Consider the following 15,429-nt stretch of genomic DNA (forward strand, 5'->3'; position numbering starts at 1 on the left):
CGCCCGGACGACGAGGAGTTTCCCATGAACCCGCTCAAGGCTCTCTTCCCCGAACAGGGTCAGGCCGTGTGGCTCGATTTCGTCGCCCGCGGATTCGTTGCGCAGGGTAAGCTCAAGGCTCTCGTGGACGAGGACGGCCTGCGCGGCGTCACCTCGAACCCCTCGATCTTCGAGAAGGCCATCGGCGGCTCGTCGGAATACGACGACGCCCTGAAATCCGTGATGGACAAGGGCGACGCCCGGGTCATCGACCTCTACGAGGGCTGCGCGGTGGCCGACATCCAGGCGGCCGCCGACGTGCTGCGCCCGGTCTACGACGAGAGCGACGGGGCCGACGGCTACGTCAGCCTGGAGGTCTCGCCCTATCTCGCCCTCGACACCGAGGAGACGCTGGCGGAGGCCCGCCGCCTCCACAAGATGGTGGCCCGCGACAACCTGATGGTGAAGGTGCCGGCGACCCGCCAGGGCATCCCGGCGATCCAGGCCCTCACCGCCGACGGCATCAGCATCAACGTCACCCTGCTGTTCTCGGTCGACACCTACGAGGCGGTGGCCCGCGCCTTCATCGCCGGCCTGGAGGCCTTCGGAGCCAAGGGCGGCGACGTCTCGAAGGTCGCCAGCGTGGCGAGCTTCTTCATCAGCCGCATCGATGTGGCCGTCGACAAGGCCCTGGACGAGGCCGGGGGCTTCGACGACCTCAAGGGCAAGGTCGCCATCGCCAATGCCAAGCTCGCTTACCAGCGCTACAAGGCCATCCATGCCGAGCCGGCCTGGCAGGCCCTCGCGCGGAAGGGCGCCAAGGCGCAGCGCCTGCTCTGGGCCTCCACGGGCGTGAAGAACAAGGCCTATTCCGACGTGCTCTACGTCGAGGAGCTGATCGGCCCCGACACCGTCAACACCATGCCGCCAGCCACTATGGACGCGTTCCGCGACCACGGCACCGTCAAGGCCGCCATCGAGAGCGACGTCGCGGGCGCGCAGGCCGTGATGGCGCGTCTCGCCGAGGCCGGCATCAACATCGAGTCGGTCGGCGACACCCTGGTCGACGAGGGCGTCCAACTCTTCATCGACGCGGCCGACAAGCTCCTCGGCGCGGTGGCGGCCAAGCGAGCCGATTTCCTGGGGCCGAAGCTCGACGCGCAGACCCTGGTGCTCGGAGAGGCGCTCGGCACGGCTGCCAAGAAGGCGGTCGAGGAATGGCGCGCCTCCGGCAAGATCCGCCGGCTCTGGGCGCACGACAAGACCGTCTGGAGCGGGGCGGACGAGGACCGCTGGCTCGGCTGGCTGCGGATCGTCGAGGACGAACTCGAGCATGTCGCCGACTACGAAACCTTCGCCGAGGACGTTCGGGCCGGGGGCTTCAGCGATGTCGTCGTGCTTGGGATGGGCGGGTCGAGCCTGGGCCCGGAAGTGCTCGCGGAAACGTATGGCAGCCGTGAGGGCTTCCCCCGGCTGCGGATCCTCGACTCCACCGACCCGGATCAGGTCCGCGAAACGGAAGCCGCGATCAACCTGCCGACCACGCTGTTCATCGTGGCGAGCAAGTCGGGCTCGACCCTCGAGCCCAACGTCTTCCGGGATTATTTCCTCGGCCGGATGAAGGAAACGGTCGGCGCCGATCAGGCGGGAGCCCACTTCGTCGCCGTCACCGATCCGGGGTCCGCCATGGAAAAGGCGGCGCAGACGGACAATTTCCGGAAAATCTTCTATGGCGTGCCGCAGATCGGCGGGCGCTACTCCGTGCTCTCGGCGTTCGGCCTCGTACCGGCGGCCGCCTCCGGCATCGACGTGAAGGCCTTCCTCGACACCGCCCGGATCATGGTCCGCTCCTGTGGCCCTGCCGTCCCGCCGGCTCAGAACCCGGGCGTGCTCCTCGGCGCGGCCATGGGGGCGGCTGCGCTGAGCGCCGGCCGCGACAAGGTCACGATCATCGCCTCTCCGGGCATCGACACCTTCGGCGCCTGGGCCGAGCAGCTCATCGCCGAATCCACCGGCAAAGCGGGCAAGGGCCTGATCCCTATCGACGGCGAGCCCGTCGACGTGCCCGCCGTCTACGGTCGCGACCGCTTCTTCGTCTATCTGCGCCTCGACGGCCGCGCCGATCCCCACCAAGACGAAGCGGTGCGCAACCTCGAGCGCGAGGGGCATCCGGTGGCGCACGTCACCCTGGCCAACGAGGAGCAGCTGCCGCAGGAATTCTTCCGGTTCGAGATCGCCACGGCGGTCGCGGGGGCGATGCTCGGCATCAATCCCTTCGACCAGCCCGACGTCGAGGCGAGCAAGATCGAGACGAAGAAGCTGTTCGACGCGGCCGAGAAGAGCGGCGCCCTGCCGGGCGAGACGCCGATCTTCGCTGACGAGACGATCGCCCTCTACGCGGATGCGGGCAATGCCGGCGCCCTGTCCCAGGCCAGCGAAGGGCTCGAGGCAGCCATTGCCGCCCATCTCGCCCGGGCGAAGGACGGCGACTACGTGGCGCTGCTGGCCTATGTGGCGCGCAATCCCGGCCATCACGCGATCCTGCAGGAGGCCCGGGTTGCGCTGCGCGACAAGCGCCGCCTCGCCACCTGCCTCGAATTCGGACCGCGCTTCCTGCACTCCACCGGTCAGGCCTACAAAGGTGGGCCCGATACCGGCGTGTTCCTGCAGATCACGGCCGATCCTTCCGCGGATCTCGCGATTCCTGGGCGCACCCTCGGTTTCGGCACGGTGGTGGCGGCTCAGGCCCGGGGCGACTTCGCGGTCTTGGCCGAGCGCCGGCGCCGGGCCCTGCGCGTCCATATCAAGGGCGGCCAGGTCGAGGCCGGTCTGAAGCGCATCGCCGCGGCGATCCGGGCCGCGCTCTAGCGTCAGCCCCCGGGCACACGCGCCGGAGACTTTGAGAACCGCCCGCTCCCGACAAGGAGCGGGCGGTTCTTTGCTCGGGACACCGACCCAGACCGGTACGGCAGTTCGGACGGAGACGCGGCCGGGACTTAGGACGCGAAGCCGTTGTCCCGTCCCCAGATGATGGCTTCGCCGCGGCGGTGAATGCCGAGCTTCCGATAGAGGGCGGCAGCGTGGTTGCGTACCGTGTTGGGTGTCAGCCCCAGGCGCTTGGCGATGGCGCCGTCGCCGAGGCCCTGGCAGATCAGGCGGAGCACCTCGCCCTCGCGGCGGGTAAGGTCGGGCCTGACCGGTGCGGGCTCCGACGAACTCGGATGACGAAGACTGCCAAGCTTGTCGATCAGCCCGCGGCTGAACCAGGAGGTGTCGGCCATCACGGTCTCGATCGCATCGAACAGCTCGCGCTCGGAGCGCTTGCGATCGCTGATGTCCTGCAGCACCGTGAGGAGACAGGGTTCGTCGCCGATGGTGACGCTCTCGGCCGAGACGAGACAGTCGAGGTCGGCCCCCTCCCGGCTTCGCAGGCAGGCCTCGAAGCCGAGAACGCTGCCCTGCGCGGCAAGGTCGTGTCCGAACCGCTCGCGTTGCGCGTCGTTGGCCCAGAGGCCGATCGCGTCGAGCTCGTGCCCCACCACCGCGTCCTCCGCATGACCGAAGATCCGCGTGAAGGCCTGGTTGATTCCGATCACCGAGAGACCGTCGGCCCGACACAGCAGGGTCGGAACAGGCGTGAGGCGGAACGCCGTGGCGAAGCGCTCCTCGCTGTGGCGCAGGGCCGTCTCGGCCTTCTTGCGCAGTTCGAGATCGGCGAAGGTGAAGAGCATGCAGGGCTCGTCGCCCATGTCGATGGGCTGGCCCGCCACGATGACGAAGCGGGTACCGCCATCGGGCAGACGCAGGCAGGCCTCCATCTGCGGGATCGTCTCGCCCGCGTTGAGGCGTGCGATGGCCAAGTCCCGGCTGCGTGCCTCGTTGAGCACGTCGACTTCGTAGACGCTGCGCCCGATGATGTCGGCGCTGCGATAGCCCGTCATTTCCAGGAAGCCGAGATTCACCTTTACGTGACGAAGATCTGACAGCCGGCAGATCACGGCCGGTGCCGGGTTGGCGCTGAATGTCTTTTCGAAGCGGTCCTCGGCCTCGAATTGCGACGTGACGTCGGCCAGGATCAGCACGAGGCAATCGGGCTGTCCCGCAGCATCCCTGATGATGAGGCTGCGGATGCGCTGCGTCACATCGAAGTCGGGCCTGTCCGTTCGTCGGACATTGACGATGACCTCGTCGAAGGTCTCGCCGGCGAGAACGCGCTCGATCGGGGTGCGCGTGATGACGTGGTTGTTGCGGTATCGCAGGACGAAGGTCTCGCGAAATACCGAGACCGTTCCACCCAGATCGGAGAGATCGACCGCCCCATGCATCGTGAGGGCCGCCGCATTGGCCCAGGTGATACGCTGATCGGGCTCGATGAGGATCACGCCCTCGGAGAGCCCGGCGATGATCTGGTGCAGTTGGGAACGGTCGACACCCGTCGTCAAAGGTTCTGGCATCCTGTGTACGGAAACGGAGGCGGCACCGGAGAGGACGCCCGGGTGCGTCGACGCCCCTCACGCGAACGAAGCCGCTCGCTTGAGGAACAAACGCAGAAGCGTCCGACTCGTTGCCGGAATGTCCCGGCCCCGGAAGCGTGGCCGGTGCTTTGCATGCAATATTCCTGCTGAATGGGTAGGCGGGAGATCGCGATGTGCCAAGGTGACGATCCGCGTTGTAACCACTTTACCGAGCACCGGCGGCGCCTGCTCGACGACCTCGAACCGGAGCGGCGCGCCTTCCTGAAGAGCGGCTTCGTCGCTTCGGGCGGTGCCGCCGCACTGATGGCCGGTGGGCTCTCGTTGCCCGGTGCCGCCCTTGCTCAGGCAAGCGCGCAGCGAGCCTCCATGCGGACGGCGCATTACCATCTGCCGGCCACGGCCGAGACCGTGCACTGGGGCTATTTCAGCCGCAGCCTGAAGCCACAAGTCGAGATCGATTCCGGCGACTACGTCACCATCGAGACCCTGACGCACCATGCCAACGACGATGCCGAGCGCATGGTCACCGGCGATCCCGGTGCGGAGAGCGTCTTTCTCTGGACCAAGGACAAGAAGGGCGTCGCCCGGCGCGGGGCCGGGCCGGAGGACACCAAGTTCGGACCCGGCGGCGGCCTCGGCGTGCATATCTGTACCGGCCCGGTGGCCATCCGCGGAGCCGAACCCGGCGATGTCCTCGAGGTCCGCATCCTCGACGTGATGCCCCGCCCCTCGGCCAACCCGGCCTTCAAGGGTCGCACCTTTGGCAGTAACGCCGCTGCGAACTGGGGGTACCACTACAAGGACATGATCACCGGAGATCGGCCCCGCGAGGTGGTGACGATCTACGAGGTCGATGCCACGGGCGCACGCGACTGGGCACAGGCGGTCTATAGCTTTCGCTGGCCGGGCGTGACCGACCCGTCCGGTATCGACCACCCGACTATCGACTATCCGGGCCTGCCGGTGGACCACACCCGCACGAAGCGCAACTTCGACGTGCTCAAGGGCTTCCGCGTGCCGATCCGCCCGCATTTCGGCACGATGGGCTTGGCACCCAAGGAAGCCGAGATGGTGAACTCGATTCCGCCGAGCTACACCGGCGGCAATATCGACAACTGGCGCATCGGCAAGGGCGCGACCCTCTACTACCCTGTCGCCGTGCCGGGCGCCCTGTTCTCGGTGGGCGACCCCCATGCGAGCCAGGGTGACTCCGAACTCTGCGGCACCGCCATCGAGTGCTCGCTCACCGGCACGTTCCAGTTCATCCTGCACAAGAAGGCGGACCTCCCCGGCACGGCCCTCGAGACCCTCGATTTCCCAATGATCGAGACGGCCGACGATTGGGTGCTCTCGGGCTTCAGCTACCCGAACTATCTGGCCGATCTCGGACCGGACGCGCAGAACGCGATCTTCGCGAAATCTTCCATCGACCTCGCCATGCGCGATGCCTTCCGCAAGATGCGGCAGTTCCTGATGCATGGACAGGGGCTGACGGAGGACGAAGCGATCTCCCTCATGTCCGTCGCCGTGGATTTCGGCATCACCCAGGTGGTGGACGGCAATTGGGGCGTCCACGCCATCGTGAAGAAGTCGATCTTCCCGGTGCGGGCGACCTGATCCGCGCTCGGCACGGAGGTCAGACGCGGCCGGCGCGCAGCGACAGGGGCCATCGGATGGTCCTGTGCGCGTCGGGGTCGCCCCACGCCGCGGCCAGGGCATCGTGAAACGCCGCGATCGGTGCCCGGCCCGAGGCCGTCTCCAGTGCCCGGACCGCCGACCAGGTCTCCGTATAGCCGATCAGGTCAGGGAGGCCCTAGGACAGCGTCATGGCGAGTTCCGGCATCGCGACGGCCGGGAAGGGGAACGGGAGCGTGCGATAGCCGTCCTCGACGTGACGGCGCTCGGGCGGCCAATGGGCTTCGAGGGTTTCCCCATAAAAGCGCTGCATCACGGCATCGATGGCCGCCTCATCGATGTGCAGCACGCCGTAGGTGACGAGCGCCAGGAGTGCGCCCGGACGGGCGACCCGTCGCACCTCGGCGTAGAATTCCGGGAGTTCGAGCCAGTGCGCCGCCTGCGCGACCGTGACGAGGTCGACGCTCGCCGGCGGCTGGACGCTCCGCTCGGCGGGCGCCACACTGTAGGCGACGCGGGCATGCGGCGTCGCATGGGCGACTTGCGCGGCGCTCGCATCCGTGGCGACGACGCGCTCGAACCGATCGGCGAGCAGGACCGAGAGTTGGCCGGTACCGCAGGCGCAATCGAGGGCGACGGAGTGCGCCGGAACGGCATCCGCGAGCGCATCGACCAAAGCCCGTGGGTAGGTCGGCCCGTGCGCCGCATACCCGGCCGCCAGGGTCGAGAAATGATCCTTGAAACGCATCGTCGCTGCCCGGCCCTTCTTGGTTGAAGGGGTATTCCGCTCCCATCGGGCGGCGGGCCGGCTCGCGAGCACACCGTTCCGAGTGAGGAGCCTGAGCCGGTGACCGGGCAGGTCCTCCGGATGGACACCTTGTCCGAAACGGAGCCCCGGCTCTCGCGATGGTCCCTCGGTCCATGCCCGCCGGACGACGTGAGGCCGAACCTGGGTTTCGGCACCGAAGCCGGCGTCTCGGTGACGTCGCCCCCGAGCCGCCGACTTCGATCGCGCGCGTCAGCAGCTCAGGCGCCGACCTTCCCGACGGCCGAAGACCCGGTAATGCGCGGCGCCGGATTCCATCTGACCGCGATTGACGGCCCGACGGACATCCGGATTGCAGCGCAGGTATTCCGCTTCGTCGAATCCATAATCCCGACGCCCATAGCCGCGGCCGCGGTCCCGAAAATCGCCGTCGCGGTCACGATATCCGTCGTCGCGGCCGCGATAGCCGTCATCGTATCCGCGGTAGGGCTGGGCCAGCACAGGGCTCATCGAGCCGAGGACCGTCAGCCCCAGAACCGCTGCTGCACAGAGTGACTTCATGTCCGTAAATCTCCTTACCGGACGCGGAAACGGTTCCGCTTGCGTTTTGGTTCAATCCGCCTCGACGATCCGGCCTTCGAGTCCGAACAGGCGACCGAGGCCACGCACCCGGTTGAGGATCCGGTCGCCGGGGAGCGAACCCTGGTCCGCCGGGAGGGTCAGCGTCACCCGGCCGCCCTCGATCGTGACGGGGATTCGCCCGAGGGCGCCCGCCATGCCGGCCGAGAGCGGGAAGGCGAGGCGCAGCAGGGCGCCGAGCAGGCGGGCGCGCTCGAACAGGCGGGGGCCCGCCAGGTTGCGCAGCATCGGGCTCGCCTTCTCCGGGGCGATGCCCTCGTGGCGGAAGTAGATGGCCAGCGCGAGATAGGCACGGCCCGGATGGTCGATCCCGACGAAGGCCGCGTGGGTGATGACGTTGACGCTCTGCTCGCCGCGGTAATCCGGGTGCGCCCGCCAGCCGATATCGGACAGGAGACAGGCCGCGTGGCGCAGTCGGCGCTCGTCGGCGGTCTCGGGCTGATCCAGGCTGGCGATGAAGCGGTCGCTCCAGGTGATGAGATCCTCCGCATGGCCCGGCGAGCGGGCTCGCAGGGTGTTCAATTCGGCCGCCGCCGCCAGCAGGGGATCGGCGAGGCGAGCATGTCGGTCGAGTTGCTCGTAGAGCAGGCCCTCGCGCACGCCGCTGGCCGAGATCGCGAGTTCGCGCGGGCGCCCGATCCGGATGATCTCCTCCAGCACCACCGCGCCGTAGGCGAGGAGCGGACGGCGCGCCTCGGACACGCTCTCCACATCCTGCAGCAGAGCCGCGTCGGTACGCTCCACCACCTCGAGGAAGCTCAGCTCGTCCGAGGGCTCGACGCTGTAGCCGTGCATGACGTGGAGCGGATAGCCCCGGGCCGATTGATGCAGCCGCGCCAGGGCACGCCAGGTGCCGCCCACCGCGTAGAAGCTGCGCCCGCGCAGGGTCTCCAGCTGCGGCGCGGCCTTCTTGAGGTTCTCGCGGACGATCTTGAGGGCCTTCTTGACCGAGCCGCCCGAGAGATCCTGGAGGGCAAGGCCGCCGAGCGGCATCGTCACGCCCATCCCGACCGTGGCCCCGCGCACATCCACCAGTTCCAGGGAGCCGCCGCCGAGGTCGCCCACGACCCCGTCGGGCGCGTGGAAGCCCGAGATCACGCCCAGCGCCGAGAGCTCGGCCTCGCGCCGGCCGGAGAGCAGTTCGATCCGCTGGCCGCAGGCGGCTTCCGCCGCGGCGAGAAATTCCTGGCCGTTCTCGGCGTCGCGCGCGGCCGCGGTGGCCAGCACGAAGGTGCGCGATACGCGCATGGTCTCGCACAACACCCGGAAGCGCGCGAGCGCGACCAGCGCTCGGCGCACCGCCTCCTCGTTGAGGCGGCCCGTGGAGAGCACGTTGCGACCGAGGCCGCACAGCACCTTTTCGTTATACAGCGGCGTGGGCGCCCGGGTAAGGCCGTCATAGGCGACGAGCCGCACCGAGTTCGAACCGATGTCGATGATCGCCACCGGCTCGATGTGGTCCCCGGCCCCGGACAAGGGCGTGCCCTGGATGGGCGCGGGGCGGGCTGGGTCGAGGCCCATGCGGGCTCCTCTGGACGGTCCGTCAGCCACGCTGCGCGCGTCGGCTCAGGGCGCGCGGGCTCGACTTCTTCGACGACTTGCCGCGCCCGGAGAGGCTCGGGTTCGTCATGAAATACTTGTGCGCATTGAACGGCTCCTCCCCTTCGGCAGGTTGGATCCGTTCGCTGGCACCAGACGCCAGTACACGCCAGCTTTGGCGGTTGTCGAGGAGATTGGCCAGCATGATCTGGTCCAGCACCTGCTGATGCACCGTTGGATTGGTGATCGGGAGGAGCGCCTCGACGCGGCGATCGAGATTCCGGCTCATCAGGTCGGCTGACGAGATGTAGACGACGGCCTTGGGGTGAGGCAGCCCGACGCCGTTGCCGAAGCAGTAGATGCGCCCGTGCTCCAGAAAGCGCCCGACGATCGACTTGACGCGGATCGTCTCCGACAGGCCTGGGATTCCGGGCCGAAGGCAGCAGATGCCGCGCACCACGCAATCGATCTGCACGCCCGCCTGGGAGGCGTCGTAGAGCGCGTCGATGATCTGCTGGTCGACCAGCGAGTTGCACTTGATCCAGATCGCGGCCGGCCGTCCGGCCTTCGCGTGGGCCACCTCCGCCTCGATGTTTTCCAGAAGGCGCGGTTTCAGGGTCAGCGGCGAGACCGACATCCGCTCCAACTCGGCGGGCTCCGCGTAGCCGGTGATGAAGTTGAAGATCCGGCTGACGTCGCGCGCCACGGCGGGATCGGCCGTGAAGAAGGACAGGTCGGTGTAGATGCGCGCGGTGATGGGATGGTAGTTGCCGGTGCCCACGTGGCAGTAGGTGACCAGACGGTCGCCCTCGCGCCGGACCACCATCGACAGCTTGGCGTGGGTTTTGAGTTCGATGAAGCCGAACACCACCTGCGCGCCGGCCTTCTCCAGGTTGCGCGCCCAGCGGATGTTGGCTTCCTCGTCGAAGCGAGCCTTGAGCTCGACCAGGGCGGTCACGGACTTGCCGAGCTCGGCGGCTTCCGCCAGGGCTGCGACGATCGGTGAGTTCGAAGAGGTGCGGTAGAGCGTCTGCTTGATCGCCACCACGTTGGGGTCGCGGGCGGCCTGGGCGAGGAACTGCACCACCGCATCGAAGGATTCGTAGGGGTGGTGGACGATGAAGTCCTTCTGCCGGATCGCCGCGAAGACGTCGCCGCCGCTCTCGCGGATGCGCTCGGGGAAGCGGGGGTTGTAGGACTTGAACTTCAGGTCCGGCCGATCAATGCCGACGATCTGCGACAGCTCGTTGAGGGCGAGCATCCCCTCCACGAAGATCACTGCGTCGCTGCCGATCTCGAGTTCGTCGGCCACGAAGGCCCGCAGGTCCTCGGGCATCCCGGCCTCGACCTCCAGCCTGATGACGACGCCGCGGCGGCGCTGTTTCAGGGCTGTCTCGAAATGCAGGACCAGATCCTCGGCCTCCTCCTCGATCTCGAGGTCCGAGTCGCGGATGACACGGAACGCGCCCTGTCCGCGCAGGGCGTAGCCGGGGAAGAGTCGCCCGGTGAACAGCACGATGACCTGCTCGATCGCGATGAAGCGGGCGGTCGCATCGGTCTCGGCATCCGGCAGGCGCACGAACCGGTCGAGCACCGCCGGCAGCCGGATCAGCGCGCGCAGGGTCCGGCCGTCACGGGGGCGCACCAGCATCAACGCGATGGTCGAGCCCAGATTCGGAATGAACGGGAACGGGTGGGCCGGATCGATGGCCAGCGGCGTCAGGACCGGGAAGACGTGGTTGAGGAAGTAGTCCTCCAGCCACGCCTTGTGATCCTGGGTCAGGCCGGCGGGCTCCATGAGCTCGATGCCGACGCCGAGCAGTTCACCGCGCAGTTCGCGCCAGCGCGCCTGCTGGTCGAGGGCGAGGCGCGAGACCTCGGTCCCCACCCGCGTCAGCTGCTCGGCCGGTGTCAGGCCGTCCTGCGAGGGCAGGACGAGACCGGCACGGACCTGATCGTGCAGGCCGGCGACGCGCACCATGAAGAATTCGTCGAGGTTGTTGGCCGAGATCGAGAGGAACCGGACCTGCTCCAGGAGGGGGTGATTGGCGTTGGAGGCCTCTTCCAACACGCGCCGATTGAACTGGAGCCAGGACAGCTCGCGGTTGACGAAGCGCTCCGGGGAGTGGCGCAGGGCGAGCCCCGCCTCGCGCACGGAATCCCGCGCCTCCGCACCCGGCAGGACCTCGGTGGGAGGGGGCGGCAGATCTCCCGGAGGCGGCAGGTCGAGATCGGCATCCGGCAGGGCATCGGAGACGGATTCCCTGGCATCCGTGGTGACGTCTCGGCTCGTCCTCCCCTGCTGGGGTTTGGAGGCCACCGCTGCGGGCTGCCCGGTCCGCCGGGCGGCGGGCCGGGCGGCCCGCGTGCGGCCCTCGGTGACACGCGGGGTTCCGGCATCCGCTGCGGTCGTGTCCGAGTCCATGTCCGCCAAGAGTTCGTCTCCTACAGGTCTTCGAGGGTCGGCGTCGTAGCATGGGCTGCGCCGGCGTTTGTGACGGTTGCATGACGATCTTCGGCACGGTCGTTGGCCATCGATCGTATCGGCGGGCCGACCTCAGTTCGGGGCATGATCCCCGGAATCCGCCTCATCCTCGTCTTCCGGTTCTCCCGACCCGAATCCGAGGCGCTCCAACACCGCCAGCGCCAGTGGCTTGGTGATGCGCCGGCCCCGGCTCAAGGCATCCCGGTCCAGGGCGGTGACCACCTCGCGGGCACGCCCGAGGGAACGGTCGATCCGCAGGGCCAGGGCCTCCACGATGGCAAGATCCACCACGAGCTGCCGATCGACGAACAGCTTGACGAGGACCGCACGCAACAGGGCGTCGTCCGGGGGCAGGATGGTGGCGCCGTGGGCGAGGCGCAGGCGGGACCGAAGGTCCGCCGTCGTCAGGCCCAGCCCCTCCACCGAGGTGGCGGAGGTGACCAGCACCGGGCAGCCGCGCTCGCGTGCGAGGTTGAGGAGGTGGAACAGGGCCGCCTCGTCGCGGGGCGCACTCCCGTCCGCTCCCACCCGGTCGATGTCCTCGATCACCAGGGCGCCGTTGGAGAGGAAGCGCGGCACCGTCGCTGCGGTGATCTCGGAAGCCTGGGCCGTCCAGGCATGGGAGCGGGTTCCCCAGATCGAGGCGAGGTGGCTCTTGCCGCTGCCCGGCGGCCCCGTGAGCAGGCACACCGTGTCGGGCCAATTCGGCCAAGCCTCGATTAGCGTGTAGGCGGCCTCGTTGGCCGGCCCCACCAGGAAGTCCTCGCGGCCGTAGCGCGGGTCGGCCGGCAGGTCGAAGGCCAGCTGCTTCGGAGGAATGGTGTCGCGCGTTGCCATTCAGGGTTCGGGCTTGGACAGGAGCGCGGGGGCGTCCGCGTAGTAGAGCGGACTCTGGAGGTAGCGCTCCAGGACGAAACGGACCAGCACGCCGATGGATGCGGCCACCGGCACGGCCAGCAGCAGCCCGAGGAATCCGAACAGCGAGCCGAAGGCGAGGAGCGCGAACATCAGCCAGACCGGGTGCAGACCCACCGATTCGCCCACGAGCTTGGGCGAGATGATGTTGCCTTCGAGGAACTGTCCCACCACGAAGACCCCGATGGTCAGGCCGATATGCAGCCAGTCGGAACCCGGCCAGAACTGGGCCAGGGCGACGCCGACCGAGAGCAGGAAGCCGGTCAGCGTCCCCACATAGGGAATGAAGGTGAGGAAGCCCGCGATCAGGCCGATGAGGACGCCGAAGTTCAATCCGACGAGGAACAATCCGACCGCGTAGAAGGTGCCGAGGATGAGGCAGACCAGGGTTTGCCCGCGGACGAACCCCGTCACGGCCCCGTCGATCTCGCGCCCGAGGCGCCGGACCACCGGGCGATGCCGAGGCGGCACCCAACCGTCGAGGGTCGCGATCATCCGGTCCCAATCGACGAGGAGGTAGAACGCGACCACGGGCGTGACGACGAGGAGCGACGCGATGGAGATCAGCGCCTGGCTGCCCGACCACAGGGACTTCAGGAAGGTCAGGAACCAGGTGCCGCCCTGCCCCACCAGGGTGCCGACCTGGGACTGCAGATCGGTGAGTACGTCGGCGCCGCCCACTCGCTGCAGCAGTGGGCCCGCCCGCTCGGCGAGGATGCCCTGCAGTCGCGAGACCATGCCGGGCAGGGTCGCCACCAGGGCGGAGACCTGATTGGCGGCGAGCGGTACGACGAGGAGCAGGACCACCACGAGCCCGACCACGAAGACCGCGAGGATGAGGAGCGAGGCCGAGAGCCGCCCGAGCCCGAGGCGCTCGAGCCGGTCCGCGATCGGATCGAGGAGGTAGGCCAGGGCGAGGCCCGCCACGAAGGGCAGCATGACGTCGGCGAGTAGATAGAGCAGGAGGGCGAAGCCCAGGAGGGCCATCAGCCCGATCATCGCCCTGCCGCGCATCGGCCGTTCCCCGTCCCAATCGTCGTGTGCGCGACGTCGCCGTTCGCAGATCAACAGTGGGAACGGGAGGGGACGCGGTCAAGGCTGCTGGACTCATGCCGACGTTTCATGCGCTCCCTCCGATCGGAGCCCGGCCGCGGACCTCGGTGCGAATACCCATCCGCTGCGAGGACGGACTCGCGAAGGCGCGCGGGAGCGGTTAGAGGTCGCGCAACACGGACCTTCGGAGAGCGGCGCGGATGACCGGCGAGCCCAGACACGGAATGACCTACGCGGAAGCGGGCGTCGACATCGATGCCGGCAACGCCATGGTCGAGACGATCAAGCCGCTGGTACGCGCCACCCGCCGGCCGGGGGCGGATGCCGAGATCGGTGGATTCGGTGGCCTGTTCGATCTGAAGGCGGCGGGTTTCAAGGACCCGATCCTGGTGGCGGCCAATGACGGCGTCGGCACCAAGGTGAAGATCGCCATCGAGACGAACCGGCACGACACCATCGGCATCGATCTGGTGGCCATGTGCGTCAACGACATCATCGTACAGGGCGCCGAGCCCCTGTTCTTCCTCGACTATTTCGCCACCGCCAAGCTGGTGCCGGGGGTGGGCGCCGACATCGTGCGCGGCATCGCGGCCGGGTGCCGGCTCGCCGGCTGTGCCCTCATCGGTGGCGAAACCGCCGAGATGCCGGGCCTCTACGACGGCTCCGACTACGACCTGGCCGGCTTCAGCGTCGGCGCGGCCGAACGCGGGACCCTGCTGCCGCGCGGCAACATCGTGCCCGGCGACGTCGTCCTCGGCCTGCCGTCCTCGGGCGTCCATTCCAACGGCTTCTCGTTGGTGCGCCGGATCGTCGAGAAGAGCGGCCTGTCCTACGACGATCCCGCACCCTTCGAGCCTGCCCGGACCCTCGGCGAGGCCCTGCTGGAGCCGACCCAGATCTACGTGAAGCCGCTGCTGGCGGCGCTGCGCACCACCGACGGGATCAAGGCGCTGGCCCACATCACGGGCGGCGGGTTCCCCGACAACCTGCCCCGGGTGCTGCCCGACGGCGTCGGTATCAGCATCGACCTCGACGCGATCATCCCGCCGCCGGTCTTCGGCTGGCTGTCGGAGGTCGGCGGGGTCGCCGAATCCGAGATGTTGCGCACCTTCAACTGCGGCATCGGCATGGTCGTGGTGGTGGCGCCCGAGAGCGTGAGCGCGGTGTCGAAGGCCCTCGACCTGGGGGGCGCCTCCCCCGTCCGTCTCGGCCGAATCACCCCGCGCGGGGCCGAGCCCGTGACCTTCGAAGGCCGGCTCGCCTTCTGATGGCGGCCGCGCGGACATCATCGGTCGGAGGCAAGACCCGCGTCGCGATCCTCATCTCGGGGCGTGGCTCGAACATGGCTTCGCTGATCGCGGCGGCCGAGGCGCCGGATTACCCTGCCGAGATCGTGCTGGTGGCATCCAATCGCCCCGAAGCGGCCGGTCTCGCCTACGCGTCCGAGCGTGGCATCACGACCTATGCCCTCGATCACAAGGCTTATCCGAGCCGGGAGGCCTTCGACGGCGCGCTGCACGCCGAATTGGAAGCCGCCGGCATCGACCTCGTATGCCTCGCCGGCTTCATGCGGATCTTCACCGCCGGGTTCGTCGAGACCTGGGCCGGCCGGATGATCAATATCCATCCCTCCCTGCTGCCGCTGTTCAAGGGCGTGCACACTCACGAACAGGCGCTCGCCGCCGGGGTGCGGCTGCACGGCTGCACCGTGCACTACGTCGTGCCCGAGCTCGATGCCGGTCCGATCATCGCGCAGGGGGCCGTGCCGGTCCGACCCGGTGACGACGCCGATGCCCTCGCTGCCCGCATCCTGGTGCAGGAGCACCGGCTCTATCCCCAGGCCCTGGCCCTCGTCGCGGGCGGCGAGGTCCGCCTCGCTGGCACGCGGGTGGTGTTCGCAGAAGGGGTGCCGGAGGCGGAGGGAGCGCTGCTCAGCCTATAGG

11 protein-coding genes are annotated in these 15,429 nt (G+C 68.5%); 4 read left to right on the forward strand and 7 right to left on the reverse strand.

From position 1 onward, the window contains the following. Positions 1-24 precede the first annotated feature (24 nt). A complete protein-coding gene (locus AC1MGR_RS15105) occupies positions 25-2,847 on the forward strand; it encodes a bifunctional transaldolase/phosoglucose isomerase (RefSeq protein ID WP_480232130.1) in 2,823 nt (940 codons plus the stop codon). Positions 2,848-2,975: 128 nt separating this feature from the next. Here AC1MGR_RS15105 and AC1MGR_RS15110 read toward each other — a convergent pair whose 3' ends face one another. Then, positions 2,976-4,421: a helix-turn-helix transcriptional regulator gene (locus AC1MGR_RS15110; RefSeq protein ID WP_108039141.1), complete on the reverse strand. Its 1,446-nt coding sequence runs from the start codon at positions 4,419-4,421 to the stop codon at positions 2,976-2,978. A gap of 204 nt (positions 4,422-4,625) precedes the next feature. Here AC1MGR_RS15110 and AC1MGR_RS15115 point away from each other — a divergent pair, with 204 nt between their 5' ends. After that, positions 4,626-6,071, forward strand: coding sequence for an acetamidase/formamidase family protein (locus tag AC1MGR_RS15115; protein ID WP_480232131.1), 1,446 nt, complete (start codon positions 4,626-4,628; stop codon positions 6,069-6,071). Between the two features lie 196 nt (positions 6,072-6,267). Here AC1MGR_RS15115 and AC1MGR_RS15120 read toward each other — a convergent pair whose 3' ends face one another. The 6 genes from AC1MGR_RS15120 to AC1MGR_RS15145 form a co-directional block, all read right to left on the reverse strand. Beyond that, positions 6,268-6,837: a class I SAM-dependent methyltransferase gene (locus AC1MGR_RS15120; RefSeq protein ID WP_480232132.1), complete on the reverse strand. Its 570-nt coding sequence runs from the start codon at positions 6,835-6,837 to the stop codon at positions 6,268-6,270. A gap of 270 nt (positions 6,838-7,107) precedes the next feature. Continuing rightward, entirely contained in the window at positions 7,108-7,416 is a 309-nt protein-coding gene (locus AC1MGR_RS15125; protein ID WP_480232133.1) for a hypothetical protein, read from the reverse strand. A gap of 51 nt (positions 7,417-7,467) precedes the next feature. Then, complete coding sequence (gene ppx, locus AC1MGR_RS15130) at positions 7,468-9,015, reverse strand: exopolyphosphatase (protein WP_480232134.1); 1,548 nt, start codon at positions 9,013-9,015, stop codon at positions 7,468-7,470. Between the two features lie 22 nt (positions 9,016-9,037). Continuing rightward, positions 9,038-11,458 (reverse strand): RNA degradosome polyphosphate kinase, encoded by a 2,421-nt coding sequence (locus AC1MGR_RS15135; protein ID WP_480232135.1) that lies wholly within the window; start codon positions 11,456-11,458, stop codon positions 9,038-9,040. Between the two features lie 132 nt (positions 11,459-11,590). After that, entirely contained in the window at positions 11,591-12,355 is a 765-nt protein-coding gene (locus AC1MGR_RS15140) for a P-loop NTPase family protein (protein WP_480232136.1), read from the reverse strand. Continuing rightward, positions 12,356-13,447 carry an AI-2E family transporter gene (locus AC1MGR_RS15145; protein ID WP_108039127.1) on the reverse strand — a complete coding sequence of 364 codons (1,092 nt, stop codon included), beginning with the start codon at positions 13,445-13,447 and terminating at the stop codon, positions 12,356-12,358. Positions 13,448-13,686: 239 nt separating this feature from the next. On the opposite strand from AC1MGR_RS15145, the gene purM reads away from it, so the two are divergent. Both purM and purN read left to right on the forward strand, forming a co-directional pair. Further along, entirely contained in the window at positions 13,687-14,754 is a 1,068-nt protein-coding gene (purM, locus tag AC1MGR_RS15150; protein ID WP_480232137.1) for a phosphoribosylformylglycinamidine cyclo-ligase, read from the forward strand. Continuing rightward, a complete protein-coding gene (purN, locus tag AC1MGR_RS15155; RefSeq protein WP_480232138.1) occupies positions 14,754-15,428 on the forward strand; it encodes a phosphoribosylglycinamide formyltransferase in 675 nt (224 codons plus the stop codon). The genes purM and purN overlap by 1 nt, the downstream gene beginning before the upstream one ends. Position 15,429: the final 1 nt, after the last annotated feature.

The sequence above is a fragment of the Methylobacterium sp. BI1 genome (genome assembly GCF_056680125.1).